Source organism: Streptomyces sp. NPDC048734 (assembly GCF_043198675.1).
Classification (GTDB): domain Bacteria; phylum Actinomycetota; class Actinomycetes; order Streptomycetales; family Streptomycetaceae; genus Streptomyces.
Window position 1 is genome coordinate 76,491 of sequence record NZ_JBICUZ010000018.1, and the last position, 26,374, is coordinate 102,864.

24 protein-coding genes and 1 pseudogene are annotated in these 26,374 nt (G+C 73.1%); 7 read left to right on the forward strand and 18 right to left on the reverse strand.

From position 1 onward, the window contains the following. Positions 1-6: 6 nt before the first annotated feature. The 12 genes from ACGFQC_RS32080 to ACGFQC_RS32135 all read right to left on the reverse strand — a co-directional run bounded on the left by ACGFQC_RS32080 (position 7) and on the right by ACGFQC_RS32135 (position 12,211). On the reverse strand, positions 7-858 hold the full coding sequence (locus ACGFQC_RS32080) for a PmoA family protein (protein WP_363091151.1): 852 nt from the start codon (positions 856-858) through the stop codon (positions 7-9). Beyond that, the gene (locus ACGFQC_RS32085) at positions 858-2,054 is read right to left on the reverse strand and encodes a Gfo/Idh/MocA family oxidoreductase (RefSeq protein WP_363091152.1); all 1,197 of its coding nucleotides are present in this window, start codon (positions 2,052-2,054) and stop codon (positions 858-860) included. Before ACGFQC_RS32085 ends, ACGFQC_RS32080 begins: the two co-directional genes overlap by 1 nt. Continuing rightward, the gene (locus ACGFQC_RS32090; RefSeq protein WP_363091153.1) at positions 2,051-2,380 is read right to left on the reverse strand and encodes a hypothetical protein; all 330 of its coding nucleotides are present in this window, start codon (positions 2,378-2,380) and stop codon (positions 2,051-2,053) included. The genes ACGFQC_RS32085 and ACGFQC_RS32090 overlap by 4 nt, the downstream gene beginning before the upstream one ends. Beyond that, positions 2,377-3,279 carry a carbohydrate ABC transporter permease gene (locus ACGFQC_RS32095; protein WP_363091154.1) on the reverse strand — a complete coding sequence of 301 codons (903 nt, stop codon included), beginning with the start codon at positions 3,277-3,279 and terminating at the stop codon, positions 2,377-2,379. The genes ACGFQC_RS32090 and ACGFQC_RS32095 overlap by 4 nt, the downstream gene beginning before the upstream one ends. Beyond that, complete coding sequence (locus ACGFQC_RS32100; protein WP_363091155.1) at positions 3,276-4,211, reverse strand: sugar ABC transporter permease; 936 nt, start codon at positions 4,209-4,211, stop codon at positions 3,276-3,278. The genes ACGFQC_RS32095 and ACGFQC_RS32100 overlap by 4 nt, the downstream gene beginning before the upstream one ends. Before the next feature lie 119 nt (positions 4,212-4,330). Then, positions 4,331-6,067 carry an L-arabinonate dehydratase gene (gene araD / locus ACGFQC_RS32105; protein ID WP_363091156.1) on the reverse strand — a complete coding sequence of 579 codons (1,737 nt, stop codon included), beginning with the start codon at positions 6,065-6,067 and terminating at the stop codon, positions 4,331-4,333. After that, the gene (locus ACGFQC_RS32110) at positions 6,064-6,975 is read right to left on the reverse strand and encodes a dihydrodipicolinate synthase family protein (protein ID WP_363091157.1); all 912 of its coding nucleotides are present in this window, start codon (positions 6,973-6,975) and stop codon (positions 6,064-6,066) included. The genes araD and ACGFQC_RS32110 overlap by 4 nt, the downstream gene beginning before the upstream one ends. Continuing rightward, the gene (locus ACGFQC_RS32115; protein ID WP_363091158.1) at positions 6,972-7,628 is read right to left on the reverse strand and encodes a GntR family transcriptional regulator; all 657 of its coding nucleotides are present in this window, start codon (positions 7,626-7,628) and stop codon (positions 6,972-6,974) included. Before ACGFQC_RS32115 ends, ACGFQC_RS32110 begins: the two co-directional genes overlap by 4 nt. Before the next feature lie 156 nt (positions 7,629-7,784). Then, the gene (locus tag ACGFQC_RS32120) at positions 7,785-8,534 is read right to left on the reverse strand and encodes an MBL fold metallo-hydrolase (protein WP_363091159.1); all 750 of its coding nucleotides are present in this window, start codon (positions 8,532-8,534) and stop codon (positions 7,785-7,787) included. Between the two features lie 528 nt (positions 8,535-9,062). Continuing rightward, on the reverse strand, positions 9,063-9,725 hold the full coding sequence (locus ACGFQC_RS32125; RefSeq protein WP_363091160.1) for a TIGR03086 family metal-binding protein: 663 nt from the start codon (positions 9,723-9,725) through the stop codon (positions 9,063-9,065). 384 nt (positions 9,726-10,109) lie between these two features. Beyond that, positions 10,110-11,273, reverse strand: a complete 1,164-nt coding sequence (locus tag ACGFQC_RS32130) for a hypothetical protein (protein ID WP_363091161.1) — start codon at positions 11,271-11,273, stop codon at positions 10,110-10,112. Continuing rightward, on the reverse strand, positions 11,270-12,211 hold the full coding sequence (locus ACGFQC_RS32135) for a 5-dehydro-4-deoxyglucarate dehydratase (RefSeq protein WP_363091162.1): 942 nt from the start codon (positions 12,209-12,211) through the stop codon (positions 11,270-11,272). The genes ACGFQC_RS32130 and ACGFQC_RS32135 overlap by 4 nt, the downstream gene beginning before the upstream one ends. 251 nt (positions 12,212-12,462) lie before the next feature. On the opposite strand from ACGFQC_RS32135, the gene ACGFQC_RS32140 reads away from it, so the two are divergent. From ACGFQC_RS32140 to ACGFQC_RS32170, 7 genes are all read left to right on the forward strand, one after another. Continuing rightward, positions 12,463-13,272 carry an NAD(P)-dependent oxidoreductase gene (locus tag ACGFQC_RS32140; protein WP_363091163.1) on the forward strand — a complete coding sequence of 270 codons (810 nt, stop codon included), beginning with the start codon at positions 12,463-12,465 and terminating at the stop codon, positions 13,270-13,272. Between the two features lie 267 nt (positions 13,273-13,539). After that, a complete protein-coding gene (locus ACGFQC_RS32145; protein ID WP_363091164.1) occupies positions 13,540-14,310 on the forward strand; it encodes a DeoR/GlpR family DNA-binding transcription regulator in 771 nt (256 codons plus the stop codon). A 142-nt stretch (positions 14,311-14,452) separates the two neighbouring features. Continuing rightward, positions 14,453-15,826 (forward strand): sugar ABC transporter substrate-binding protein, encoded by a 1,374-nt coding sequence (locus ACGFQC_RS32150; RefSeq protein WP_363091165.1) that lies wholly within the window; start codon positions 14,453-14,455, stop codon positions 15,824-15,826. After that, positions 15,823-16,761, forward strand: a complete 939-nt coding sequence (locus ACGFQC_RS32155) for a sugar ABC transporter permease (RefSeq protein WP_363091166.1) — start codon at positions 15,823-15,825, stop codon at positions 16,759-16,761. The genes ACGFQC_RS32150 and ACGFQC_RS32155 overlap by 4 nt, the downstream gene beginning before the upstream one ends. Then, positions 16,758-17,600, forward strand: a complete 843-nt coding sequence (locus ACGFQC_RS32160; RefSeq protein ID WP_363091167.1) for a carbohydrate ABC transporter permease — start codon at positions 16,758-16,760, stop codon at positions 17,598-17,600. The genes ACGFQC_RS32155 and ACGFQC_RS32160 overlap by 4 nt, the downstream gene beginning before the upstream one ends. After that, entirely contained in the window at positions 17,597-18,586 is a 990-nt protein-coding gene (locus ACGFQC_RS32165) for a zinc-dependent alcohol dehydrogenase family protein (protein WP_363091168.1), read from the forward strand. The genes ACGFQC_RS32160 and ACGFQC_RS32165 overlap by 4 nt, the downstream gene beginning before the upstream one ends. Before the next feature lie 164 nt (positions 18,587-18,750). Next, positions 18,751-19,947: a TerD family protein gene (locus tag ACGFQC_RS32170; RefSeq protein ID WP_363091198.1), complete on the forward strand. Its 1,197-nt coding sequence runs from the start codon at positions 18,751-18,753 to the stop codon at positions 19,945-19,947. Positions 19,948-20,030: 83 nt separating this feature from the next. On the opposite strand, the gene ACGFQC_RS32175 is transcribed toward ACGFQC_RS32170, so the two are convergent. From ACGFQC_RS32175 to ACGFQC_RS32200, 6 genes and pseudogenes are all read right to left on the reverse strand, one after another. Then, positions 20,031-20,603: a helix-turn-helix domain-containing protein gene (locus ACGFQC_RS32175; RefSeq protein ID WP_363091169.1), complete on the reverse strand. Its 573-nt coding sequence runs from the start codon at positions 20,601-20,603 to the stop codon at positions 20,031-20,033. Between the two features lie 68 nt (positions 20,604-20,671). Next, positions 20,672-21,688, reverse strand: coding sequence for a 1-aminocyclopropane-1-carboxylate deaminase (locus tag ACGFQC_RS32180; protein WP_363091170.1), 1,017 nt, complete (start codon positions 21,686-21,688; stop codon positions 20,672-20,674). Between the two features lie 47 nt (positions 21,689-21,735). Further along, entirely contained in the window at positions 21,736-22,422 is a 687-nt protein-coding gene (locus ACGFQC_RS32185) for a GntR family transcriptional regulator (RefSeq protein ID WP_363091171.1), read from the reverse strand. Between the two features lie 173 nt (positions 22,423-22,595). Next, positions 22,596-24,179 (reverse strand): TROVE domain-containing protein, encoded by a 1,584-nt coding sequence (locus ACGFQC_RS32190; protein ID WP_363091172.1) that lies wholly within the window; start codon positions 24,177-24,179, stop codon positions 22,596-22,598. Between the two features lie 338 nt (positions 24,180-24,517). Further along, positions 24,518-24,682: pseudogene (locus ACGFQC_RS32195) on the reverse strand (alkaline phosphatase PhoX); the annotation flags it as partial. Positions 24,683-24,855: 173 nt separating this feature from the next. Beyond that, complete coding sequence (locus ACGFQC_RS32200; RefSeq protein ID WP_363091173.1) at positions 24,856-26,280, reverse strand: hypothetical protein; 1,425 nt, start codon at positions 26,278-26,280, stop codon at positions 24,856-24,858. Positions 26,281-26,374: the final 94 nt, after the last annotated feature.

The following is a 26,374-nucleotide window of genomic DNA, read 5'->3' on the forward strand; positions in this document are numbered from 1 at the left end:
CGTCCGTCACTGGGCGACCGCCTTCCGCGCGAGGGCGGCCGCCTCGGCGCGGCCGAGGCGGCCGTCGGCGACGACGGTGACGACGCGGCGGACGGCGGTGTCGCCGGGGCCGATCACGAGCCGTTCGGCGGAGGCGAGGGAGGAGCCGACGCCCGGGTACTCGGCGGTGCGCACGAACCAGGGGTCGCGGCGGGTGGCGTCGGTGGCGCCCGCGAACACCAGGCTCCAGTCGGTGCCCACCAGGGCGACCCAGTCGGCGCACCGGCCGTGCACCTCGGCCTCGCCCTCGCCGGTGGCGGCGAGGACGTCGGGGACCCGGTCCTCCTTGCGTGCGCGCCAGAAGAAGCCGCCGTAGGCCGCGCCGGGGCGTCCGTTCGTCGCCGGACTGCCGATGGTCACCGGGTCCGAGGTGGCGTTGGTGAGGGAGAAGGTGAGGTCCAGGGCCCAGGCGGTGTCGGTGAGTCCGGTGGCCGCGACCGTACGGCGTTCGCGCAGCAGCTCGGTTCCGGCGGCCGTCCAGCGCAGCTCCTCCACGAAGCCGTCGGGGTCGCACAGGGGGAAGCCGGTGTGCCGCTGGACGCCGTGGTTGGCGAGTTCGGTCGGTCCCTGGTCGCGGACGTAGGTGCGGCCGCCCCAGAAGTTGTGCCCCTCGACGTCGGGAACGGCGACACCGACGCCGAGGTGGTGGGTGTGGTCGGCGGGGCTCAGTTCGGTGACGGCCGTGCCGGCCAGGGTGGTGACCGGATGCAGGAAGGGGCGCGGGGAGAGCCGGTCGGGCAGCTCGGGCCGGGTGACGTAAGCACCGACCGGGCGGCCCGCGACCCGCAGCACGACGGGTGCGTCGGGGGCCTGTGCCATCAGGTGTCCACCCCTTTCGGGTGCGCGGTCGGGGACGCCCAGGCGGCGCCCAGCTCGGAGAAGAGGGCGAGGGTGTCGGCGGCGGCGGCGACCAGCCCGTCGACGCCGGGGACGACCCGGCGGTCCTCGCCGGGGAGCCGGTGCCAGGCGTCGTCGGGCAGTTCGAGCGGGTCGGGGGCGGTCCGGATCGCCTCGACGACCCGCATGAACGCCTCGGTCGCGGCCGGCGGGACCAGCAGGTCGGCGCCGTCGGTGAGGTGGTCGACGAGGTTCTCCAGCAGATCGGTGCGGCCGTACTCGAACTCCTCGGGACCGTGGCCGCCGCGCTGGAGCAGGACGCGGTCCTGCTTGTACCAGAAGGTGATCCGGCCGTGGCTGCCGTGGACGACGACGTACGGGTCGTCGGGGTCCTCGGCGCACAGGGTCGCGGCGACGACGACGGGGCGTCCGGCGGCGGTGGTGATCCGGACGCAGGAGGTGTCGTCGGACTCGATGGCGTTGGCGTGCGCCAGCTCGGTCTCGATGCCGGTGACGTCCTCGGCGCGGGTGACGCCGGCCAGCGTGAGGGCGGTGGCGACGGCGTGCGCGAGCGGGTTGGTGAGGGCGCCGTCGATCACGTCGACGCCGTTCAGCCGCCGCTTCCCGGCCCAGGGCGCGCGCCGGAAGTAGGCCTCCGGGCGGGCCCAGGCGCCGGCCCCGCCGACCCCGGCGACCTCGCCGATCACCCCGTCGCCGATCATCCGGCGGACCGCGGGCACGGCGTGCGAGCCCAACGACTGGAAGCCGACCTGGCAGACCACGCCCGCCGCGGCGACCCCGTCGGCCATCCGGCGGAACTCCGCGTACGACGGTGCCGGCGGCTTCTCCAGCAGCAGGTGCACGCCCTTGCCGGCCGCGGTCAGCGCCAGGTCGGTGTGGGTGGGGATCGGGGTGCAGACGACGGCGATCCGGGCGCCTGTGGAGTCCAGCAGCGCGCCGAAGTCGGCGGACTGCTCGGGCGTGCCGAGGCCCTCCGGGATCTCGTCGGGGGTGAGCGGGGTCAGCTCGCAGATGCCCGCGAGGCGGACGATGCCCTTGTCCTGGAGACGGCGGATGTTCTCCAGGTGCCAGCGGCCGTGGCCGCGCGCACCGGCGAGGACGACGGGGACGCCCGTGCCCGGCGAAGCGCCCGTGGTCAGGGGTTCGGGTGTGTTCACGGGATCCTCCCCGCGCCCGCACCGCGTGCCGGTCCGCGGCCGGCCGCCGGTCCGTGGTCGGCCGCCGGTCCGTGGTCGGCCGCCGGTCCGTGGTCGGTCACCGCGGCACGGCCGGTCACCGTGGCACGGCCGGCCACCGGCCCATGGTCGATCACCGTCCCGCGGTCGGTCACCGCGGCACGATCGATCACCGTGGCACGGCCGGCCACCGGCCCATGGTCGATCACCGTCCCGCGGTCGGTCACCGCGGCACGGCCGGTCACCGCGCGCGGGGTGGGGGTGCGGCGGTCCGCGGTCGTCGCCGCGGCGGGGTGACGGGTCCTCATCCCTTCACCGCCCCCGCGCTGAAGCCGGTGATCAGCCACTTCTGGATGAAGGCGAACACGAGCACCACCGGGACGGCGGCGATGATGCCGCCGGCGGCGAGGGCGCCGAGGTCGACGCTGTCCGCGCTCATCAGGGTGTTGAGGCCGACCGGGATCGTCTGCTTGCTCTGGTTGTTGAGGAACATCAGGGCGAACAGGAAGTGGTTCCAGGAGTGCACGAAGGCGAAGGAACCGACGGCGATCAGGCCGGGCCGCAGCAGTGGCAGCACGACGATGCGGAAGGCCGTCAGCCGGTTGCAGCCGTCGACCCAGGCCGCCTCCTCCAGCGAGTACGGCACGTTCTTGATGAAGTTGCTGATCAGGATCATCGACAGCGGCAGCTGGAACACCGTCTCGGCGATGATCACACTGGTCAGCGAGTTGATCATCTGGAGTTCGGCGAAGATCTCGAACAGCGGGACCAGGAGCAGCGCGCCCGGCACGAACTGGGAGCAGAGCAGGGCCAGCATGAAGGCGCGCTTGACCTTGAAGTCGAAGCGGGCGAGTGCGTAGCCGCCGGCCAGCGCCACGAGGGTCGTCATCAGCAGGGTGGCGACGCCGACGAGCAGGCTGTTCTGGAAGTAGGTGCCGAAGCTTCGGTCCGTCCAGACCTTCTCGAAGTGGTCGAAGGTGACCGGCCAGGGCAGGAGGGAGGTGGAACCCGCCGGGCGCAGCGCGAACAGCAGGATCCAGTAGAAGGGGATCAGCGTGAAGACGAGGTAGACCGACAGCGGCAGGTAGATCTGCCAGCGCGGGGCCTCGTCCCAGGCACGGTGCTTGCCGCCGCGCGGGCGCGGCTCGGACGCGGTGGGGACGCTCACGGGCGTGGGCGCCACCTCGGTGGCCTCCTTGGTGATCACTTGGCCTCACTTCCGAACTTGCTCAGCCTCAGGTAGACCATCGAGCAGAAGAGCAGGATCACGAACGCGACGGTGGTCAGGGCGGACGCGTAGCCGAAGTTGTGGGCGTCCACGGAGGTGTTGGCGATGTAGAGGGGCAGCGTGGTCGTCTCGCCCGCGGGCCCGCCGCCGGTCAGGGTGTAGAGCAGGTCGACGTTGTTGAACTCCCACACCGCGCGCAGCAGCGTGGACAGGACGATCGCGTCCTTCAGGTGGGGCAGCGTGATGTGCCAGAACTGCTTGAGCCGGCTGGCCCCGTCGACCTCGGCGGCCTCGTACAGGTCCTTCGAGACGGACTGGAGGTCGGCGAGGATGAGGATCGCGAAGAAGGGGACGCCGCGCCACAGGTCGGCGACGATCGCGGCCGGGAACACCGTCGAGGTGTCCGACAGCCAGCTGGTGCCGTAGCTGCCGATGCCCATGTCCGCGAGGTAGCGGGTGATGCCGGTCTGGGAGTTGTAGAGCAGCACCCAGATCGCGGAGGTCAGCACGCCGGAGACGGCCCACGGGGAGAAGACCAGGGCGCGGCCGAGCGAGCGGCCCACGAAGGTCTGGTTGACGATGAGGGCCAGCGCCAGGCCGAACATCAGCTGGAGCCCGACCTCGACGAACACCCACTTGGCGCTGAAGGTGAGCGTGTCCCAGAACACCGGGTCCTCGGTGAAGGCGTGGACGAAGTTGTCCAGGCCCGCGTAGCCGTTGCGCCACGGTTTGGTGGGATTGTAGTTCTGCAGGCTGTAGTAGAAGACGCTGATGACCGGGTAGGCGATGAAGCCCAGCATGAGCAGGGCCGCCGGCGCGATCAGCAGGTACGGCAGCCTGCGCGGCGTGGCGGAGGCACGGCGCCGCCGGGCTGGCGCGGGCGGTTTCGCCACGGCTGCGGCTTGGGCCATGACTGTTCTCCGTTTCTGGGGTACGTCGTCGTACGTCGTGCTGTGGTGGTGCTCGTGTCGTGCAGGAAGCGCTTTCTCCCCGGGCAGGGGTGTGCGGGACGGTGCTGCGGTGCGGCGGGTCAGCCCGCGTACGGGTCCCGCACGGTGCCCGGACGGGCCAGGAACTCGAAGTCGCAGCCGGTGTCGGCCTGGGTGATCTGTTCGTTGTAGAGCGCGCCGTAGCCGCGTTCGTAGCGGTCGGGCGGCGGCGTCCAGTCGGCCCGGCGCCGCTCCAGCTCGTCGTCGTCCACGTGGAGGTGGAGGGTGCGGGCCTCGACGTCGAGGGTGATCGGGTCGCCCGTGCGGACCAGGGCGAGGGGCCCGCCCACGTAGGACTCGGGCGCCACGTGGAGCACGCACGCGCCGTAACTCGTCCCGCTCATCCGGGCGTCGGAGATCCGGACCATGTCCCGCACGCCCTGCCGGAGCAGGTGGTCGGGGATGGGCAGCATGCCGTACTCGGGCATGCCCGGACCGCCCTTGGGGCCGGCGTTGCGCAGGACCAGCACGCTGTCGGCGGTGATGCCGAGGTCCGGGTCGTTGATGGTGCGCTGCATGGTCCGGTAGTCGTCGAAGACGACCGCGGGGCCGGTGTGCTTGAGCAGGTGCGGCTCGGCCGAGATGTGCTTGACGACCGCGCCGTCCGGGCAGAGGTTGCCGCGCAGGACGGCGACCCCGCCCTCGGACGCGACCGGGTTGTCCCGGGGCCGGATGACGTCGTCGTTGTGCACCTGCGCGCCGGCGAGCTGCTCGCGCATCGTGTCGTACGAGACGGTCGGCCGCTCCAGGTGGAGCAGGTCGGGGATGCGGGAGAGGAACCCGGGCAGACCGCCGGCGAAGTGGAAGTCCTCCATCAGGTACGTCTGTCCGCCGGGCCGGACGTTGGCGAGCACCGGGACCGTGCGGGCGATGCGGTCGAAGTCGTCCAGCGTGAGCTTCACGCCCGCCCGCCCGGCCATGGCGATCAGGTGGATGACGGCGTTGGTGGAGCCGCCGAGGCCGAGGACGGTCGTCACCGCGTCCTCGAAGGCGTCGCGGGTGAGGATGCCCGACAGCCTGCGGTCCCGGTGGACGAGGTCGACGATCGCCATGCCGGCCTTCGCGGCCATCCGGTCGTGTCCGGAGTCCACGGCCGGGATGCTGGAGGCGCCGGGGACGGTGACGCCGAGCGCCTCGGCGGCCGCCGTCAGCGTGGACGCCGTCCCCATCGTCATGCAGTGGCCGGGCGAGCGGGCCAGGCCGTTCTCCAGCTCGGCCATCTCGCAGTCGCCGATCAGGCCGGCCCGCTTGTCGTCCCAGTACTTCCACATGTCGGTGCCGGAGCCGAGGATCTCGTTGCGCCAGTGGCCCGGCAGCATCGGGCCGGCGGGCACGAAGACGGCCGGCAGGTCGACGCTCGCGGCGCCCATGAGGAGGGCGGGGGTGGTCTTGTCGCAGCCGCCCATCAGGACGGCGCCGTCCACCGGATAGGACCGCAGCAGTTCCTCGGTCTCCATCGCCAGCATGTTGCGGTAGAGCATGGGGGTCGGCTTCTGGAAGGTCTCGCTCAGCGTGGAGACCGGGAACTCCAGCGGGAAGCCGCCCGCCTGCCACACGCCCCGCTTGACGGCCTGCGCCCGGTCGCGCAGGTGCACGTGGCAGGGGTTGATGTCCGACCAGGTGTTGAGGATCGCGATCACCGGCTTGCCGAGGTGCTCCTCGGGGAGGTAGCCGAGCTGGCGGGTGCGGGCGCGGTGGCTGAAGGAGCGCAGGCCCTCCGTGCCGTACCACTGGTGGCTGCGCAGGTCCTCGGGGCGCCTGCGGACGGGCTCGGTCATATGGACCACCCCGCGGCGATGGCGGCGACCTCGGCGCGGTCCGCCTCGGGCAGCGGCCTGCTCGGCGGGCGGACCTCGCGGCGGCACAGGCCGAGGGAGGCGAGGGCCTCCTTGACGACGGTGACGTTGTTGGCGGAGCCGTTGGCCGCGCGCAGTTCCTCGAAGCGCCGGATCTGCTCCCAGACCTTCATCGCGGCCGGGTAGTCGCCGGAGCGCAGCGCCTCGATCATGTTGAGCGAGACGGCCGGGGCGACGTTCACCAGCCCCGAGGTGAAGCCGGTGGCGCCGGCGGAGAAGTAGGAGGGTGCGTACGGCTCGGCGAGGCCGGCCACCCAGACGAACCGCTCGAGTCCCGCGTCACGGGCGAACGCGGCGAACCGGGAGGCGTCCGGGACGGCGTACTTCACGCCGATCACGTTCGGGCAGGCGTCGGCGAGTTCGGCGAGGCGGGCGCCGGCGAGCTGCGCGTTGCGGATGTAGGGGACGACGCCCAGCTCGGGCACCGACTCGGCGATGGCGCGGTGGTAGTCGACCCAGCCGCTCTGCGAGACGTAGGGGTGCACGGGCTGGTGGACCATCACCATGCCCGCGCCCAGGTCACGGGCGTGGCGGGCGGAGGCGACGGCGGTGGGCACGTCGTGTCCGACGCCGACCAGGATCGCCGCGCGCTCCCCGGCCTCCTCGATCGTCAGCTCCGTGACGAGACGGCGCTCCTCGGGGGTGAGGGCGTAGAACTCGCCGGTGTTGCCGTTGGGGGTGAGGGTCCTGATCCCGCCGTCGAGCAGACGGCGCAGCAGGGCCCGGTGGACGTCCCGGTCGACGGAGCCGTCCTCGGCGAACGGGGTCACCGGGATGGCCACGATGTCGGCCAGGGCCTCACGTTGGGTCTCGAACACCACGCTGCTCATTCCTGACCTTCCTCTGCCTGGACGTCGGGGAACGCCCTGCGGACGAACGACGCGATGTGGGCGTGCAGGGCGCGGGCCGCGCCGTCGGCGTCGCCGCCCAGGGCGAGCCGCAATATCTCGCGGTGCTCGCCCGCCTCCCGCTCCCAGGAGGGGGAGGCGGCCCAGGCGACGGCCGAGACCAGGGCGGCCTGGTCGCGGACCTCGTCGAGCATCCGGCCGAGCAGCGGGTTGCCGCACGGCAGGTACAGGGCGCGGTGGAACTCCCGGTTGGCCAGGGAGCGTTCCGCGGTGTCGGTCGCCTCGTCGGCCATGGTGAGCGCCGCGCGGGCGGCGTCCAGGGAGGCGCCGCGCTTCACGGCCCGCTTCAGCGCCTCGGGTTCGAGGAGCAGTCGCACGTCGTAGACCTCGCGCGCCATGTCCGCGTCCACCATGCGCACCGTGACGCCCTTGTACTGGCTCATGACGACCAGTCCGGTGCCGGCCAGGGTCTTGAGCGCCTCGCGCACCGGGGTCTTGGAGACCCCGAACTGCGCGGCCAGCTCGGTCTCGACCAGAGCCTGACCGGGCGTCAAGCGCCCGGTGAGGATGCGGCGTTTGATCTCCTCCAGCACGTACTGCGTGCGGGAGGGGATCGGCGTGGGCACAGAGGTCATGCGCGCCTCTCGGTGTCGCGTATCTGATCTCGCGTATCGCGTCTCATATATGACGTACGAAGTACGACGGGTTGAAGGTAGGAGGGGCGCTGTGTTTCGTCAATGCTTCTGACAGAGGAAGTCGAGGTTGCTTTTTTCCGCCCGCCGGCCCGCCCGTCAGAAGGAGACGGTGTCGCCCTCGCGTGCGGCGGTTGTCCGTCCGCCGAAGACCCGTGCCGCGCGGTCGGCCGCGGCCTCGCGGGTGAGGGTGGGTCCCACGTGGGTGACGAGCAGTTCCCGCGCGCCCTTCGCGCAGGCCCCCGCGTCCTCCGGAGTGAGGTGCACCCGCTGTTCGCCTTCGCGATGCGCGTCGACGTCGGCCTCGCACAGGAACAGGTCGGCGCCCACCGCGAGCCCGGTGAGCGCGTCGCACGGTCCGCTGTCCCCCGAGTAGGCGAGCACGCTGCCCTGGCACTCGGCGCGCAACCCGTACGCCTCGGTGTCGTGGAGCACCGCGCGGGAGGTGAGGCGAAGGTTCCAGTGCCGGACGGTGTGACCGTCGTACAACGGCCTGAAGTCGAGGATTCCGTCCAGGAACCGTACGTCCGGCCGGCCGAGGAAGCCCGCCAGGCGCCGGGCGCAGTCGCGCGGCGCGTACACCGGCACCGGGGCCGGCGGGGTCATGCCGCCGAACGCGAAGGCGTAGACGGCGGCGAGGAGATCCGCGCTGTGATCGGCGTGCAGATGCGAGATCCAGATCGCGGTGAGCCGTCGTGGATCCGTGTGCCTCTGCAACTCGGCGAACGTCCCCGGCCCGGCGTCCACCCACACCTCGGCACCCCCGCCCCGCACCAGGTAGCCGGAACAGGGCCGCCCCGGCCCGGGATGCGGGGAGGCGGTACCGAGGACGGTGAGGCTGAGGGGCATGAAGGGGAGAGTACGTACCGCGCCGACGGACCGCGCCCGGATCACGTCCGTCTACGGTTTCCTCGGCGGATGCGTCTACCGCACCGCCCCGGGGGGCTACGGCGGTGCCGCGCGGGTTCTGCGACGGTGCCGCGCGGGGATCCACGGCGGTGCCGCCGGGGCTTCCGCGGCGGCCGGGTGGTGGCGGGCGACGGCGCCCTGCCCCTGGGCCCCGGCACGCGGCACGCGGCACGCGGCACGCGGCACGCGGCACGCGGCACGCGGCACGCGGCACGCGGCACGACGATGGGGCCGGGCGGCCTGCGTGTCGGGCGACCGCCGGGCGGACCACCGCCCGGCGGGGGACGGGGTCGGGCCGCTTGCCCGACGGGTGACGAGGTCCCTCCCCGCGGCCCGGTCACACCCGTGTCTCCGGCCTCGGCCCGCCTGCGGCGGGGCACGCGCGCCCGTGGCACCCCGCCCGGCCCACGCCCGTACGTCCGGCCCCGCTCCCCCGGTGGCCACGCCCGTCCGCGGTCCCGTCCCGCCTCACGCCCGTCCAGCGGTCCAGGACGGGTCGCGGCCGCTCAGGCCGATCGTGCGGTCCAGGAGGGGGGCGTCCGGCGGAACCGGTACGACGGGGCCGAAGATGCCTCCGCCGCGGGTGGGGTCCTCGGCGGCCGTCAGCAGGAAGGCGTGGGACGCCCGGAGGGCGGCCGGGTCGGGGACGTAGTCCTGGCCGGTGGCGCGGGCGAGGTCCCAGCCGTGGACGACCAGTTCGTCGACCGCGACGGCGGCCGCGACCTCGGCCGGCAGGTCGACGCCGCCGGCGCGGGTCATGCCGGTCCGGGCGGCGGGCTCCCTCCAGGCCGCGGCGAGTTCGTCGAGGACGCGGGGCAGTTCCTCGCGCCAGCCGGGGCCGACGTCGGGGATGCCGTCGGGAGGGGTGTCGGTGGTCGGGCCGAAGTCCTTGCGGGCGGCGTCGCGGAAGGCGACGGCGAGGCCGGTGAGGTGGCCCAGCAGGTTGCGGACCGCGTACGCGGGGCAGGGCGTCCCGTCCGCGAGCCGGTCGTCCCGCACACCCGCCGCGAGGCGGGCCACGATCCCGGCCTGCGCTCCGAGGTCGGGGGCCGTCGGACCGGTGTCCGTGCCGATGTCGGTGACCGTACCGGTGTCCGTGCCGGTGTCCGTGCCGGTGTCGATGTGGGACATGTGCCGCTCCTCCGGATAGGTGTCTGCAGGGCAGACCGGCGGAGCGGCCCGGACTCATCGCGGAGCGGACCGCCTTTTCGCCACGACCCGGACCAGCTCGGACCGGCTCGACCCGGACCGGCTCAGACCGACTCGCCCGGCTCGGCCCAGCTCTTCGCCACGGCCCGGCCTGGCCCTGCTCGGCCCGACTCAGCCGGAGTCCGCCCGACGCCCGGCCCCCCGCCCGGCGGTCGCCGGGCGACGGGCCGCTCCGGCCGTGCCGCGGCACCCGCCCGACGCCGCCGTGCCGGCCCGCCCGCCCGTCCGCCACCCGCCGCGCCCACCACCGGCCCGCCCGCTACCGGCCCGCCCACCACCGGCCCGCCCGCTCACCACCGCGCCGGCTCAGAGCGCGCCGAGTCCCTCGCGGACCGCCTCCAGGTCGGCGTCCGAGGCCAGTCCCGCGTGGTACAGCCTGAGCTCCGTGGCGCCCAGCTCACGCGCGTGTGCCGCGTCCGCGGCGAGCGCGCCGGGGTTGCCACCCATGCCGGAGACGACGGTGAGGTTGGCGGCGATCACGGCCTTCTCGCGGCGCTGCCGCGCGAACGGGCCCAGGAGTGCGGGTCCGCCCGTGCAGGGCACGACCACGCCGTCGGCGACCGACAGGATGTGCGCGGGGTCGACGCCCGGGTTCGCGCCCACGTGGTGGGACACCGGGTCGGCGTGCAGGAGCACCTGGAAGCCCTCGGGTGCCGCCGCGCGGACGGCCGCGACGGCCTCTTCCTGGAGCGAGCGGGCGGTCGCGTCACGCCACGCGCGCGTGACCCCCGCCGGCTCCGTGCCGAGCAGCTTCTCCACGCCGGCCCAGCCCTCGTCGTCCGGCAGCCCCCGCCACACCGGTTCCAGCGCGGTCCGCACGGCCGCCGCGAGCTCGTCGGGGTCCAGGCCCAGGTCGTCGTAGCCGGCCCGGCAGGCGGGGCAGAAGCAGAGCGACATCAGGTACTGGCCGGCCTCGCCGAGCCCGACCCCGCCGGTCTTGTCGTGGGCGTGCAGGTGCTGGAGGCCGTACCAGCCGAGGGACTCCAGTTCGGTGCCGGCCGCGCCGGGCCGTACGGCGGCCTCGGCGGCCAGGTCGACGAGGTACGCACGCGTGGCGGGCTGCGCGATGCACGGGGCCCACGAGTACCGGTCGCCGTACGCGTTGACGACGGAGGTCCCCGGATGTTCGGCACCCAGCCGGGAGTTGTGGGCGAGGACGACCCAGCTGTGCACCTCCAGGCCGGCCTGTGCGAGCGCGGCGGCCGCCTCGCCGTACGCGTCGCCGGGCGCCCAGTCCCCGGCCGGGTACGGGCGCAGTGCGCGGCCCTGCCAGCGGCCGTCGGCCGGGTACAGCACGGCCGCGTGTCCGGCGGTGACGACGCGGTGGCGGGGGTGGCGGGGGGTGAGGGCGCGGGTGGAGTGGTAGGCGGAGGCCAGGGTGACCTGCCGGACGCCGAGCGCGGCGATCCGGCCCGGCGCGGCCGGGTCTCCGTTGACGTCCCAGGGGTAGACGAACGCCGACGCCTTCACTTGCCCTCCTCCAGCAGCGCGTACCCGCGGTCGATCAGCTGCGCGAGCAGTTTGACGTGGTCCTCGGCGGGCTCGTGCAGCGGGGGCCGCACCTCGCCCACGTCGAGGCCGCGCAGCCGTACGCCCGCCTTGACGAGGGAGACCGCGTAGCCGCGGCCCCGGGCGCGCAGTTCGACGAAGGGGCGGTAGAAGCCGTCGAGGAGGCGGTGCGCGGTGGTCTCGTCGCCGGTGGCGAGCGCCCGGTGGAAGGCGAGGGCGATCTCGGGGGCGAAGCAGAACACGGCGGACGAGTAGAGGGTGACGCCGATGGCGGCGTAGGCGAGCTGGGTCTGCTCGGCGGTCGGCAGGCCGTTGAAGTAGAGGAAGTCGCCGGGGGCCTCGGTGCGGACGGCGCTGACGATGCGCTGCATGAGGTCGAGGTCGCCGAGCCCGTCCTTGAGCCCGATGATCCCGTCGGTGCGGGCCAGTGCGACGACCGTCTCGGGGGTGAGGACGGCGTTGTCGCGCTGGTAGACGATCACCGGGAGCTCGGTCGCGGCGGCCAGCTCCCGGTAGTGCCGCAGCAGCCCTTCCTGGCCGGCGACCACGAGGTACGGCGGCATCGCGAGCAGCCCGTCCGCGCCGGCGGCCTGCGCCAGGCGCGCGTAGCGCACCGCGAGCGCGGTGCCGTAGCCGGCGCCGGCGACGACGGGCACGCGTCCGGCCGTCTCGTCCACGGCCGCGCGCACGCACGTCTCGAACTCCTCGGGGGTGAGCGCGTGGAACTCCCCGGTGCCGCAGCAGGCGAAGACGGCCGCCGCCCCGGCCTCGATGCCGCGGCGGACGTGCGCGCGGTAGGTGTCGAGGTCGAGGGAGCCGTCGGGGCCGTAGGCGGTGACGGGGAAGAACAGCGGTCCGCTGGGGACGCGCAGACGTGCGGCGAGCGGGGCTGGCGTCACGGGCTCTCCCTAGGACGACGCGTGCGTTCTTCTGACTAATGTCCACATCTATGAACGGACTCACCCTATGAAGGCCCCCACGCCCGGTCAAGCGCGCAAACCACCAGACGGGAGCCGATTCCCCGAGTCCGCGAGACACTTGACGCGGCGGGCCGGAGATCCTTAGCGTGTCCACGCATGTGAATGACGTCCACGCATACGGCCGTCGGGCCCGTCACCCGCCGCACCCGCCGACCCAAGGAGACCCGAGGATGCCCGCTCCGCGCACCGTCCTGCTCACCGGCGCCGCCGGAGGCCTCGGCACCCTGATGCGGGAGCTGCTCCCCGCGTACGGCTACGAGCTGCGCCTTCTGGACCTGCGCCCGATCGAGGGCGAGCCGGAGGCGATCGTCGCCGACCTCGCCGACCTCGGTGCCGTACGGGAGGCCGTGCGGGGCGTCGACGCGATCATCCACCTGGCGGGCATCTCCCTGGAAGCCCCCTTCGACAGGATCCTCGACGCCAACATCGTCGGCACCCACCACCTGTACGAGGCAGCCCGCGAGGAGGGCGTGCGGCGCGTCGTCTTCGCCTCCTCCAACCACGCGGTGGGCTTCACCCCGCGCCCCCGGGGCGACGACCCCCTCATCCCCGTCGAGACCCCGCACCGCCCGGACACCTTCTACGGCCTGTCCAAGGCCTTCGGCGAGGACCTCGCCCAGTTCTACTGGGACAAGCACGGCCTGGAGACCGTCTCGGTGCGCATCGGCTCCTGCTTCCCGGAGCCGACCAGCGTCCGCATGCTGTCGGTGTGGATGAGCCCGGCCGACGGCGCCCGGCTGTTCCACGCCGCCCTGACCGCCGAGGGCGTCGGACACACCGTCGTCCACGGCTCCTCCGCCAACACCCGGCTGTGGTGGGACCTGACCAGCGCGCGGGCGCTCGGCTACGAGCCGCAGGACGACTCCGAGCCATGGGCCGGGAAGCTGATCGCCGAGCAGGGCGAGCTGGACCCCGGGAACGTCGCGCACGCCCACCTCGGCGGCCACTTCGTCAACGACCCGCCGATCTGGCCGCACTGACGCCCCCACGGGAGCGGTACGGCGGCGGGCGGGCACCGAACGGGCCCGCCCGCCGCCGCGTTCGGGCATCCGCGCTGCCCGAACCGCCGCCCGCCGCCACGACCGCGCAGGTCCGCGGCGGGCACCGGCCGCGGGGAACGGGCACAGACGGGCCGCATCGGGCCCGCGACAGGCCTGGTCACCGCCCCCACCCCGTTGTAGAACTTCCCCCATGGGCCCGACCGGGCCCGAACGGGCAGAAACGGGCGGAAGAACGAGGTGACGGCAGTGACCCCGAGGACGGCGGAGGAGCGCCAGCGGGAGATCGTGCGGGCCGCGCGCGCCACCGGCTCGGTCGACGTCGCCGCGCTCGCCACCGAACTGGGCGTGGCCAAGGAGACCGTACGGCGGGACCTGCGCGCCCTGGAGGACCACGGCCTGGTGCGCCGCACCCACGGCGGCGCGTATCCCGTGGAGAGCGCCGGCTTCGAGACGACCCTCGCCTTCCGCGCCACCAGCCACGTGCCCGAGAAACGCCGGATCGCCACCGCGGCGGCCGGACTCCTCGGGGACGCCGAGACGGTCTTCGTCGACGAGGGCTTCACCCCGCAGCTCATCGCCGAGGCGCTGCCCCGGGACCGGCCGCTGACCGTGGTCACCGCGTCCCTGCCGGTCGCGGGCGCCCTCGCCGGGACCGGCAACGTGTCCGTCCTGCTGCTGGGCGGCCGGGTCCGGGCCGGCACCCTGGCGACGGTGGACCACTGGACGACGAAGATGCTCGCGGGCTTCGTCGTCGACCTCGCCTACATCGGCGCCAACGGCATCTCCCGTGAGCACGGCCTGACCACCCCCGACCCGGTCGTCGGGGAGGTCAAGGCGCAGGCGGTACGGGCCGCCCGCCGCACGGTGTTCGTGGGCGTGCACACCAAGTTCGGCGCGGCCAGCTTCTGCCGGTTCGCCGAGGTCGGCTCGCTGGAGGCGATCGTGACGAGCACGCTGCTGCCGGCTCCCGAAGCCCACCGCTACTCCCTGCTGGGCCCCCAGGTCGTCCGCGTCTGAGGGACCGGCGGACCCGGCCGGACGCGCGTGCGGAGAACCCGTCCTCTCCCCCATCGAGGGGCACTCCCCTACCCCCTCGCGCCCCCACGCCCTCCAATACGCCCTATAAGTCCCATACGCCCCATACGTCCAGGAGTGATCCATGCGAACCCCGAGCCGACGGCGGCCACCGCGAGCCACGCTCGCCCTGGCCGCCGCAGGGACGCTGCTCGCCCCGCTGCTCTCCGGCTGCTGGACCGGAGCCGGCGGGGCCGGATCGGGCGGCGATTCCCTCAACGTCCTCATGGTCAACAACCCCCAGATGACCGAGCTGCAGAAACTGACCGCCGCCCACTTCACCAGGGACACCGGCATCAAGGTGAACTTCACCGTCCTGCCGGAGAACGACGTCCGCGACAAGATCAGCCAGGACTTCGCCAACCAGGCGGGCCAGTACGACGTGGCCACCCTGTCCAACTACGAGATACCGATCTACGCCCGCAACGGCTGGCTGCACGAGATGGACTCCTACGTCGCCCGGGACCCGGCCTACGACGAGCAGGACGTCCTCGCCCCGATGCGCGAGTCGCTCACCGCCGACGACGGCAAGCTCTACGGTCAGCCGTTCTACGGCGAGTCGTCCTTCCTGATGTACCGCAAGGACGTCTTCGCGAAGGCCGGTCTGACGATGCCCGAGCGCCCCACCTGGACCCAGGTGGCCGACCTGGCCGCGAGGGCCGACGGGGCCGAACCCGGCATGAAGGGCATCTGCCTGCGCGGCCTGCCCGGCTGGGGCGAGGTGATGGCACCGCTGACCACCGTCGTGAACACCTTCGGCGGGACCTGGTTCGACGAGGACTGGACGGCACGCCTGGACTCGCCCGAGTTCGAGAAGGCGACGAAGTTCTACGTCGGCCTCGTCCGCGAGCACGGCGAGTCCGGCGCCGCCCAGTCCGGCTTCGCCGAATGCCTCAACAACATGACCCAGGGCAAGGTCGCCATGTGGTACGACGCCACCTCCGCCGCCGGTTCCCTGGAGGCGGCGAACTCCCCGGTCAAGGGCAAGATGGGCTATGCCCCCGCCCCCGTCGAGAGGACGGAGACCTCGGGCTGGCTCTACACCTGGGCCTGGGGCATCCAGAAGGCCTCCCGCAACACCGACAAGGCCTGGCAGTTCGTCTCCTGGGCCTCCGGCAAGGGGTACGAGCAGCTGGTCGGCGAGCGGATCGGCTGGTCGAACGTGCCCGCCGGCAAGCGCGCCTCGACGTACGCCAACGCCGCCTACCGGGCCGAGGCGTCCGCATTCCAGGACATGACGAAGGCCGCCATCGAGGGCGCCCGGCCGAAGGACCCCGGCGTGCAGCCGCGGCCCGCGCCCGGCATCCAGTTCGTCGGCATCCCCGAGTTCACCGACCTCGGCACCAAGGTCTCCCAGGAGATCAGCGCGGCCATCGCCGGACGCCAGTCCGTCGAGTCGGCCCTGAGGAAGTCCCAGAAGCTCGCCGAGCGCATCTCCGAGGAGTACGAGGGCCGATGACCGCCACGACGACGGCCCCCGTGGCCACCACCCCGGTACCGGCCGGGCACCGGCCCTCCGCCCGGCTGCGCGCCTGGGCCACCCGCGCCCCGCTGCTGCCCGCCCTGATCTTCATGATCGTCGTGACCCAGCTCCCGTTCGTGGCCACGCTGGTGATCTCGTTCTACGACTGGAACGCCCTCTACCCCGACGCCCGCAGCTTCACCGGCCTCGACAACTACCGGCAGGTGCTGAGCGACGCCGACCTGCGCCACTCGGTGTGGACGACGGTCCTGCTGACGGCCTCGGTGGTGCTGGCCAGTCTGGTCCTGGGCCTGGGCCTCGCCCTGCTCCTGGACCGCAGGTTCCGCGGCCGGGGCGTGGTCCGCACGCTCCTCATCGCCCCCTTCCTGGTGGTCCCGGTGGCGGCGGCCCTGCTGTGGAAGCACGTCCTCTACAACCCTGAATACGGCCTGCTGAACGGCCTGTTGCACTACGTCGGCGGCCCGCAGCCCGACTGGATATCCGACACCCCGCTGCTCGCTGTGGAGGCCTCGCTGGTCTGGCAGTGGACGCCGTTCATGATGCTGATCCTGCTGGCCGGGCTGCAGAGCCGGGACCAGCAGCAGATGGAGGCCGCGCGGGTGGACGGCGCGAGCGACTGGCAGATCTTCCGGCACCTGACGCTCCCGCACCTGCGCCGGTACCTGGAGCTGGGCGCCCTGCTGGGCTCGATCTACATCGTGCAGAACTTCGACGCGGTCTTCACGATCACGTCCGGCGGCCTGGGCACCGCCAACCTGCCCTACACCGTCTACCAGAGCTTCTACCAGGCCCACGAGAACGGCCTCGCGTCGGCGGCGGGCGTCCTGGTGGTCATCGGCTCGATCGTCATCGCCACCTTCGCGCTGCGCGTGGTGTCGTCCCTGTTCCGCGAGGAGGTGTCGCGCGCATGAACGCACCGACCGTACGGGCCCGCCGCAAGGGCGCCGGACTCGGCCTGCTGGCCTGGCTGGCCGGGATCGTCTTCTTCCTGCCCATCGCGTGGATGGCGCTGACCTCCTTCCACTCCGAGGAGGACGCGGCGACCAATCCGCCCTCCTTCACCGCGCCGCTCACGCTGGACGGCTACCGCGAGTTCTTCGGCACGGACGGCGGAGCCAGCCCCTGGCCCGCGCTGACCAACTCGGCGGTGGCCTCGGTGGCGTCCACCCTGCTGGTGCTGCTGCTGGCCGTCCCGGCGGCCTACGCGCTCTCGATCCGCCCGGTGCGCAAGTGGACGGACGTGCTGTTCTTCTTCCTGTCGACGAAGATGCTGCCGGCCGTCGCGGGTCTGCTGCCGATCTACCTCTTCGCCAGGGACACCGGGCTGCTCGACAACATCTGGCTGCTGGTCGTGCTCTACACCAGCATGAACCTGCCGATCGCGGTGTGGATGATGCAGTCGTTCCTCGCCGAGGTCCCGGTGGCCGTCATCGAGGCGGCCCGGGTGGACGGGGCCCGCCTGCCCACCGTCCTCACCCGGGTGGTGGGCCCGATCGCCCTGCCCGGCATCGCCGCCACGGCCCTCATCTGCTTCATCTTCAGCTGGAACGAGCTGCTGTTCGCCCGGGTCCTCACGGGCGTCGTCGCCGAGACCGCCCCCGTCTTCCTGACCGGCTTCATCACCAGCCAGGGCCTGTTCCTGGCGAAGGTGTGCGCCGCGTCGCTCGTCATCTCCCTGCCGGTGCTCGCCGCGGGGTTCGCCGCCCAGGACAAGCTGGTCCAGGGCCTGTCACTGGGAGCCGTGAAATGAAGGCCGCCGTCATCGAGTCCATCGGCCGCGCCGTCGTCACCGAGGTCCCGGACCCGACGCCGGGGCCGCGCGACGTCGTCGTCGAGGTCGCCGCCTGCGGACTGTGCGGCACCGATCTGCACATCCTCCAGGGCGAGTTCGCCCCCAAGCTGCCGATCGTGCCGGGCCACGAGTTCGCCGGCACGGTGGTGGGCACCGGCGCCCAGGTCACCGAGGTGGCGGTGGGCGACCGGGTGGCCGTCGACCCGTCCCTGTACTGCCACGAGTGCCGCTACTGCCGCACCGGCCACAACAACCTCTGCGAGCGCTGGGCGGCGATCGGCGTGACGACGGCCGGCGGCGCGGCCCAGTACGCGGTGGCGCCGGTGGCGAACTGCGTGAAGCTGCCCGAACACATCCGCACCGAGGACGCGGCGCTGATCGAGCCCCTCTCCTGCGCGGTGCGCGGCTACGACGTGCTCCGGTCACGCCTGGGTGCCCATGTCCTGATCTACGGCTCCGGGACCATGGGCCTGATGATGCTGGAACTGGCCAAGCGGACCGGGGCGGCGAGCGTGGACGTGGTGGACCTGAACCCGACGCGGCTGGAGACGGCGCGGCGGCTGGGGGTCTCCGCGTCGGCGGCGACCCCGGACGAACTGGACCGGCCCCGGGGATGGGACCTCGTCATCGACGCGACGGGGAACGCGGCGGCGATCCAGGACGGGCTGGAGCGGGTCGCCAAGGCCGGTACGTTCCTCCAGTTCGGGGTGGCCGACTACGCGACGCGGGTGACGATCGATCCGTACCGGATCTACAACCAGGAGATCACGATCACCGGTTCCATGGCCGTCCTGCACAGCTTCGAACGCGCGGCGGAGCTGTTCGCGAACGGGGTGCTGGACCCGGACGTCTTCATCAGCGACCGCCTCCCCCTGGACCGGTACCCCGAGGCCCTGGACCAGTTCGCCGCAGGCGTGGGCCGGAAGATCGTGGTGGTCCCGTAGGGGTTTCCCGGCCCTCACCGCCGTCCCGTCCCCCGGGGCCCCCGGGGGACGGGGCGGGGCGGCGGGCAAGATCCCTCCGGGTCCACCGGGTCCACCGGCCCCGATCGGACCACAGGTAAGGGAACGGTAAAACGCCCTCGCTCGTTCATCCAGGCATGACAGCTATGACCCCCGGCTCGAACATCCCTCTCCCCGTCACCCGCGTGGCGGTGGACGTCGCCGCCCCCGTGCGCCTCGACGTTTCGGGCCTGCTGCTCACCGCCGACGGCAAGGTGCGCTCCGACGACGACTTCATCTTCTACAACCAGCCGGCCGGCCCCGGCGTGACCTACCGCTCCGGCGGCGGCGCGGCCCCCGACGCGATCGTCGTCGACACCTCCGCACTGCCCCCGGGCATCGAGAAGATCGTCGTCACCGCGAGCCCGGACGCGGCGGGCCAGACCTTCCAGGGCATCGAGCCGACGGCCACCATCCGCGGCGCCGACGACAACGGCGTCCTGGCCACCTTCACTCCCCCGCAGCTGGGCGCCGAGACGGCCCTGGTGGTCGTGGAGATCTACCTGCGCAACGGCGTCTGGAAGGCCCGCGCCGTCGGCCAGGGATACGCCGACGGCCTGGCCGGCATCGCCACCGACTTCGGCGTCAGTGTGGAGGAGCCCGCCCCGGCCGCCCCGGCCCGGCCGGCCGCCCCGCCCATGCCCGCGGCGCAGCCCCCGGTCACCCCGCCCGCCCCGCCGATGGCGGCCCCGCCCGCTCCCCCGGCCCCGCCCGCCCCCGGCGCCGGGAAGATCAACCTGGACAAGGGCCGCGTCAGCCTCCAGAAGAACCAGACGGTGTCCCTGGTCAAGGGCGGCAGCCCGCTGCTCTCGCAGGTCAAGATGGGCCTCGGCTGGGAGCCGGCGTACCGCGGCAGGGACATCGACCTGGACGCCTCGGTGATCGCCTACGGCCCGCAGCGCAACCACATCGACAGCTGCTACTTCGGCAAGCTGTCCATCGTGGGCGGCGCGATCAAGCACTCCGGCGACAACCTCACCGGTGAGGGCGGCGGCGACGACGAGGTGATCGTCGTCGACCTGGGCCGCATCCCGCAGGAGGTCACCGGTCTGGTCTTCACCGTGAACTCCTTCTCCGGCCAGAAGTTCACCGAGGTCGCCAAGGCCTACTGCCGTCTCCTGGACGCCGCCACCGGCGAGGAACTGGTCCGCTTCGACCTGACCGCTGCCGAACCGCAGACGGGCGTGATGATGGCCAAGCTGATCCGCCAGTTCACCGGCGAGTGGGAGATGACGGCCATGGGCGAGTTCGTCAAGGCCCGCACGGTGCGGAACATGGTGAAGCCGGCGGCGCAGGCGCTCTGACCGCCGGGCCGGCCGGCCCCCGACGACGCACGCGGGCGCCCCTCTGCGGGGGCGCCCGTCGCCGGCGCCCCGCCACGCCCCGATCACCGCGCGGGGCTCAGCCCTTCCGTCAGCAGCGAAACGTACCGGCGGATGCCGCTCGCGCCCCCGTTCGCCAGCTCCGCCGCCGTCGCCACACCGTGCGCCAGCCGCAGCACCTCCACGGGTTCGACGTCCGCCCGCAGCGTCCCCTCCCGCTGCGCCGCCTCCACCAACCGGGCCGCCGCGCCCTGCACGGTCGTACCGCAGGCGGTGGCCGCGGCGCTGCCGGCGTCGGTGACGGCCGACCCCAGCAGCGCCTTCATGCCGCGCACCTGGATCGTGCCGACGCACACCTCGTTCAGCCACTCCACCAGCGCCTCGCCCGGCGGCAGGCGCGCGGCGAGTTCGTCCGCGCGCACGGCGAACGCCTCGATCCGGTCGACGTACGCCGCCTCCAGCAGCGCCTGACGCGTGGGGAAGTGCCGGTACAGCGTGCCGGAGCCGACCCCCGCCCGCTTGGCGATGTCGTCGAGGGACGCGCCCTCCCCGTGCTCGGCGAAGGCCTCCGCTGCGACCGTCAGCAACCGCTCGTAGTTGCGGCGGGCGTCCGCGCGCATGGGCTTGACCTGCGTCATCCAGTCACTCCTCGCAAGCCGGGGACTCTCCCCGATTTTAGCGAGGACCGAAGTGCCGCCGTCCGGGCTCAGAACAGCGCGCTGTACGCGTTGAGCGCCGGCTGGCCGCCCAGGTGGGCGTAGAGCACGGTGGAGTCGCGGCCGATCTCGCCGCGCGCCACCAGGTCGACGAGTCCGGCCATCGACTTACCCTCGTAGACGGGGTCGGTGACCATGCCCTCGGTGCGCGCGGCGAGCCGCATCGCCTCCAGGGTGGCCTCGTCGGGGACGCCGTAGACCCCGGCGTGGTACCGCTCGTCCAGCTCGACGTCCGCCTCGGTCAGCTCCCGCCGCACACCGATGAGCTGCCCGGTGCGCCGGGCGATGCGGGCGATCTGCGTCCGGGTCCCGGCGGGCTCGGCCGAGGCGTCGACGCCGAGGACGCGCCGGGGCCGGCCGCCCGCCTCCTCCAGCGCCGCGAACCCGGCGACCATGCCGGCCTGCGTCGACCCGGTCACCGAGCACACGACCACGGTGTCGAAGAAGACGCCCAGGTCCCGCTCCTGCTCCGCCACCTCGTACGCCCATCCGGCGAAACCCAGCCCGCCGAGCGGATGGTCGGAGGCACCGGCGGGGATGGCGTACGGCTTGCCACCGGACTCCTCGACCTCCCGGAGCGCCAGCTCCCAGCTCTCCTTGAAGCCGATCCCGAACCCGGCCCGCACCAGCCGGACGTCGGCCCCCGCGAGCCGGCTGATCAGGATGTTGCCGACCTTGTCGTACACCGGGTCGGGCCACTCCACCCAACTCTCCTGCACCAGAACGCACTTGAGTCCGGCGCGGGCCGCGCAGGCCGCCACCTGCCGGGTGTGGTTGGACTGCACCCCGCCGATCGACACCAGGGTGTCGCAGCCCTGCGCGAGGGCGTCGGCGATCAGGTACTCCAGCTTGCGCGTCTTGTTGCCGCCGTACGCGACCCCGGAGTTGCAGTCCTCCCGCTTGGCCCACAGGGCGGCGCCGCCGAGGTGTTCCGTCAGCCGGTGCAGCGGGTGCACGGGCGACGGGCCGAACAGCAGCGGGTAACGCTCGTACGAGGACAGGGACATGTCGCCTCCTGGGGCGGATTCAGCAGCACGGTCTCGGCGGGACGGTTTCAGCGGGACGGTCGGTCGTCGGTATCGGGGTCGGTGTCGGTGTCGGTGTCGGCGAGATCCGCGAGGGTGCGCCAGATCTCCGCCGTGACGCGGACCGCCCCGTCCACGTCGGTGGTCGCGCAGGCGGCGATCAGCCGGTCGTGCAACCCGGCCGAGCGGCAGGTGCCGCCCTCGCCGAAGCGCCGTCGCTCCAGCCGCCGGATGAGCGGGGTGTAGCGGGCGACGGTGGCGGCGGCCGCGCGGTTGCCGCTCACCCGCACCAGGACGTCGTGCAGGTCGTCGTCGGCGCGCAGGGCGCCCTCGACGTCACCGGCGTCCACTGCGGCGCCGAACCGCTCGTTGGCGGCGCGCATCGCCTCGACGTCCGCCGCGAACAGCCGGGGCACCGCCACGCGCGTGACCAGCTCGTGCATCGCGCCGACCACGGCCGCCGCGTCCCGCACGTCCCCGGCGACGACCGGAGTCACCCGCGTGTAGCTCTGCGGCTTGCTCTCCAGCAGCCCTTCGTCCACGAGCCGCGCGAACGCCTCCCGGACCGGCGCCCGGGACAGCCCGAGCCGCTCCGCGAGGTCGGCGTCACGCACCACCGCGCCGGGCTCGATCTCCCCGGCGACGATGGCGTCGCGGATCGCTGTGTACGCCCGCTCCCTGAGCAGGGTGCGGGGCACGGGTCGCAGAGGTTCCATGAACTGACATGTTAGATGTCAGTGGTCTCCAGGAGAAGGGCCGTACGGGAAGAGGCCCGCACCGGTGGTGCGGGCCTCGGGGCTCCGGGCTCAAGTTCCGGGTTCCGGGTTCCGGGTTCCGGGTTCCGGGCTCCGGGTTCCGGGTTCCGGGTTCCGGGTTCCGGGACGGACGGTCAGACCTCCCACGGCCAGTCCGCGTCGCGTGCCGCCTCCAGCAGCGGCACCATGCGGAAGGCCGCGTCCGAGAGTCCCCCGAAGGTGTGCCGGTTCCGCTCCCCCGAGGGCCCGTGGCCCGCCCGGTACCCCGCGAGGTTCCACGTGTAGACCGGCACGTCGGCCGGGACCTGCTCGGTCGGCGAGCCGTGGCCGCTGAAGCCGTACTGCTCGTCGGTGACGATCAGCACCCGGTCGTGCCCCCGGTAGTGCTCGCGCACCGCGGCGGTCGTGTCGGTGCCGCCCAGGTCTCCGAAACGCTCCAGGAGCCTCAGTACCGACTCGCCCGTGCGGAACTCCACCCGCCTGCTGGTGGTGCCGAACTCGACCAGGTCCGCGTCCGCCGCCCGCAGCGCGAGCGCCGTGCCGAAGATCGCCGCCGCGTCGGCGCGGTTGAGGGCGGAACGGTCCGACAGCCGGGAGAAGAACATCGAGCCCGAGCGGTCGACGAGCACCAGCGTGCGGCCGGGCAGCGCGGGCACGTTGCCCAGCGCGTGCCCGAGCGCCCGTTCCAGCGGGTACGCCCACCGCAGCGAGGGCGCGTGCTGGTGGGCGGCGAGGTAGCGGAACGGGAACTGCCGTGAGCGCGCGACCTCGGCCGGGTCGCTGATCCGGGCCGCGACCCGCGCCGCGACCTCGTCGCGGACGCCTGCCTCGTCGAAGTTCCGCAGGTTCCTGATCAGCGCCATCGACCCCATGGACGGGATCACGGCCTCCCAGGCCGCCTTGTCCATCGGCCCCTGGAGCCAGCCCGCGAGCGCCTCCCAGGTCATGCCGGCCGCGGCGAGCCGTTCGGCGCCGCCCGCGGAGGTGACGACCGCGCGCCGCTCCTCGACCGGCAGTGCCATCAGCTCACGGTGCGCGGTCAGGACCCGGTCCGAGGCGGGCGGCACGGCGGTGTCGGGGTGGTGCCGGCGGTCCAGCGCGTACCGGAACAGCTCGCCCTGCCACGGCTTGGCCGGGTCCGGCGCCGCGTGGACGAGGTTCAGGACGTCGCCGAAGCGGTAGCCCCTGGACGCGGTGTCGTACTTCAGCAGCGACTTGCCGCTGTAGAGGCGCCGTACGGCGTCGGCGATGCCGCGCTTGACCGGCTTGGGGACGCTGCGGCCGTGGGTCGCGGTCCAGTACGCGAGCAGTTCCCCGGGCTCGTCCGGGCGCCGGAGGACGGAGTCGACGACCTGGCGGCCCGTCGGTCCGTCGGTCGCGCCGGCCTTCAGGTGCGCGTGGACGTACTCGGCGGCCCCGACGACCGCGGCGGTGCGCAGGTTGCCCTCGCCGCGCAGCCAGCCGAGCAGGCCGGCCGTCCAGGACGGGTCGGAGACGGCCAGCTCGCGCACGAGCCGCACGAACCGGTCGTCGCGGTCGGCGGCGCTCTCGTAGAAGGTCTTCTGCGTCACGAAGTGGGACACCGCGAGCAGGAACAGTTCGGAGCGTGCGTCCCGCTCGTGGCCCCGGCCGCCCTGGTGGGTGCGCAGGGTCCGGCCCGTCGCGCGCACGGGCGAGGCGGGCTGCGCCCTCGCGGCCCGGGTGTTGAAGCGCGCCATGCTGAAATCCCCCCGAATTCCATGGTGTTGCGGAGGGAGACACGGCAGGGGGAGGGTGCCCGAGATCAGAGGTCGGCGACGGACTTAGCCAGATGCTCTACCGACTGAGCTACACCGACCCGAAGTCGATGACGGGACTCGAACCCGCGACCGTCCGATCCAATGAAGTAACCGTTGCCTGCGCACCGGGCACCCACCGCGTGCCGCGCCTCCCGAGATCGAACCGGCTGCGGCCCGGATTCCGTGGAAGAGAAGTAGCCGCCGCCTTCGCACCGGGAGGTGCGTCGTCGTGTCCTCACTGTAGGAGGCGCGGCACGCGGGATGCGAACCTATTTCGCTCAGTCGCGCTGCTGCCGCTTCCAGGGCCCCGTGATCGCCACCACGACGCCCGGCTCCTGGATGCCGGCGAACAGCGTCTTCCCGTCGGGGGAGCAGGTGACGCCGGTGAACTCGCTGTGCTCGGGGGCCTCTTCGGTGTCGACGTTCAGGTCGTTGCGGGCGAGGAGGGTGGCGGACCTCGGTCCGCGCCACCGCCCTCCTCTCCCCTGAACACCGGCTGAACACGGAGCGGCGCCCGGTCAGGCTCCGGGGGAACTGCACACCCGCGTCCGCGGCACGGACCCGGGGCGCGCGAGCGACCGCACCCTGCCTCCGCTCACCCGCACCGGCTCCCCGGTCACCCGCCCTGCTGCGAGCGCGCCTTGAACGCGGCCTTGCGGGCCTCCTTGGCGATCCGCTTGTCCGGGTGCAGGCGCCCCATGGCTTCCAGGACGTCGGCGGTGGCCGGGTGCGCGACCCGCCAGGCCGCCGCGAAGAAGCCGCTGTGCTGCTGCGCGAGCCCTTCGACGAGCCCCTGGAGTTCGTCGGAGTTGCCCTCGGCGGCCAGTTGGGCGGCGAGGGTGTCGATGGTGAGCCAGTAGACCAGGTCCTCGGAGGGCGGCGGTACGTCGGCGGCACCCAGCTCGCTCAGCCAGACCCGGGCGAGCCCGCCGAGTTCGGGGTCGTCGAGGACCTCCCGCACGGCGGGTTCGGCCTGCGCGCCGACGAGGGACAGGGCCTGCTGGCAGCGCAGCCGGCGCAGCGGCGCGCCCTCGTCCGAGCCACGGGCGGCGGCGAGCAGTTCGCGGGCGGCGTCGAGGGGTTCGCGCCGGTCCAGCCATTGTTCGGTCTCGGCGCGGGCGGCGTGCGGTCCGTAGCCGGAGCTGCCGTCGAGGAGTGCGTCGGCCCCCTTGTCGACGAGGTCTCCGACGGCGGGTGCCTGGAAGCCGGCCTCCAGCAGGCGCGCGCGGAGCCCGTAGAGGCCGAGCGGGGTGAGGCGGACCATGCCGTAGCGGGAGACGTCGGTGTCGTCGACGGAGGCGGCGGGCTCCTCCTCGGGGTCGCCCATCAGCGCCTCGTCGACGGGCTGGTAGGCGACCAGGCCGATGGGCTCCAGGAGCCGGAACTGGTCGTCGAGACGCATCATCGCGTCGGAGATCTGCTCCAGCATGTCGTTGGTGGGTTCGCCCAGGTCACCGGGGACGATCACGGAGGCGGCGAGGGCGGGCAGCGGGACGGGGCCGCCGGGGCCGTCCTCGGTGACGGTGAGCAGGTAGAGGTTGCCGAGCACGCCGTCGAGGAAGGCGGCCTCGCCCTCGGGATCCCAGTCGAGCCGGGAGAAGTCGATCTCGCCGCCCTCGTCCATGGCGTCGACCAGCTCGTCGAGGTCGGGCACGGTCGCGTCGGCGAGGACGGTCTCCAGGGCGGCGAGCCAGACGGCGAGCACGTCGTGCGGGGCGCCGCCGGTGAGCAGGGGGAGCCCCCCGCCCGCGGTGACGGTGCCGGCCTCCTCGTCGGTGACCTCGACGAGCCCGGCGTCGACGGCGACCCGCCAGGCCTCGCTCGCGTGGGCGGCGGCGTCGTCGCCGGCGAGTCCGAGCACTTCGGCGGCGGCCGGGAGCTGCTCGTCGAGGAGTCCGCCGCCGGCGTCGACACGGGTGTCGGGCCCGGCCCAACGGGCGAGGAGGGCGGCCCGGGAGAGCAACGGCGTGGACAGCGCGTCGCGCGCCAGCTCCGCTTCGGGGTGCAGCCGCACCGGCGGCAGGGGGGAGCTGTCTGACATCGGCTGTTCTCCTCGGACGCGTGGTGCCACTCGACCGCTCAGCCTAGACGGGTTTCGACCCATGCCGCCCGGTTCATCTACCGGTCAGGTCTCG

Bases quoted from the DNA above. Each gene is read 5' to 3' on its own strand.
- ACGFQC_RS32080 (WP_363091151.1), bottom strand. From the start codon at position 858: ATGGCACAGGCCCCCGACGCACCCGTCGTGCTGCGGGTCGCGGGCCGC.
- ACGFQC_RS32090 (WP_363091153.1), bottom strand. From the start codon at position 2,380: ATGAGGACCCGTCACCCCGCCGCGGCGACGACCGCGGACCGCCGCACC.
- ACGFQC_RS32100 (WP_363091155.1), bottom strand. From the start codon at position 4,211: ATGGCCCAAGCCGCAGCCGTGGCGAAACCGCCCGCGCCAGCCCGGCGG.
- araD (WP_363091156.1), bottom strand. From the start codon at position 6,067: ATGACCGAGCCCGTCCGCAGGCGCCCCGAGGACCTGCGCAGCCACCAG.
- ACGFQC_RS32110 (WP_363091157.1), bottom strand. From the start codon at position 6,975: ATGAGCAGCGTGGTGTTCGAGACCCAACGTGAGGCCCTGGCCGACATC.
- ACGFQC_RS32115 (WP_363091158.1), bottom strand. From the start codon at position 7,628: ATGACCTCTGTGCCCACGCCGATCCCCTCCCGCACGCAGTACGTGCTG.
- ACGFQC_RS32120 (WP_363091159.1), bottom strand. From the start codon at position 8,534: ATGCCCCTCAGCCTCACCGTCCTCGGTACCGCCTCCCCGCATCCCGGG.
- ACGFQC_RS32125 (WP_363091160.1), bottom strand. From the start codon at position 9,725: ATGTCCCACATCGACACCGGCACGGACACCGGCACGGACACCGGTACG.
- ACGFQC_RS32140 (WP_363091163.1), top strand. From the start codon at position 12,463: ATGCCCGCTCCGCGCACCGTCCTGCTCACCGGCGCCGCCGGAGGCCTC.
- ACGFQC_RS32150 (WP_363091165.1), top strand. From the start codon at position 14,453: ATGCGAACCCCGAGCCGACGGCGGCCACCGCGAGCCACGCTCGCCCTG.
- ACGFQC_RS32155 (WP_363091166.1), top strand. From the start codon at position 15,823: ATGACCGCCACGACGACGGCCCCCGTGGCCACCACCCCGGTACCGGCC.
- ACGFQC_RS32160 (WP_363091167.1), top strand. From the start codon at position 16,758: ATGAACGCACCGACCGTACGGGCCCGCCGCAAGGGCGCCGGACTCGGC.
- ACGFQC_RS32165 (WP_363091168.1), top strand. From the start codon at position 17,597: ATGAAGGCCGCCGTCATCGAGTCCATCGGCCGCGCCGTCGTCACCGAG.
- ACGFQC_RS32170 (WP_363091198.1), top strand. From the start codon at position 18,751: ATGACCCCCGGCTCGAACATCCCTCTCCCCGTCACCCGCGTGGCGGTG.
- ACGFQC_RS32175 (WP_363091169.1), bottom strand. From the start codon at position 20,603: ATGACGCAGGTCAAGCCCATGCGCGCGGACGCCCGCCGCAACTACGAG.
- ACGFQC_RS32180 (WP_363091170.1), bottom strand. From the start codon at position 21,688: ATGTCCCTGTCCTCGTACGAGCGTTACCCGCTGCTGTTCGGCCCGTCG.
- ACGFQC_RS32185 (WP_363091171.1), bottom strand. From the start codon at position 22,422: ATGGAACCTCTGCGACCCGTGCCCCGCACCCTGCTCAGGGAGCGGGCG.
- ACGFQC_RS32190 (WP_363091172.1), bottom strand. From the start codon at position 24,179: ATGGCGCGCTTCAACACCCGGGCCGCGAGGGCGCAGCCCGCCTCGCCC.
- ACGFQC_RS32200 (WP_363091173.1), bottom strand. From the start codon at position 26,280: ATGTCAGACAGCTCCCCCCTGCCGCCGGTGCGGCTGCACCCCGAAGCG.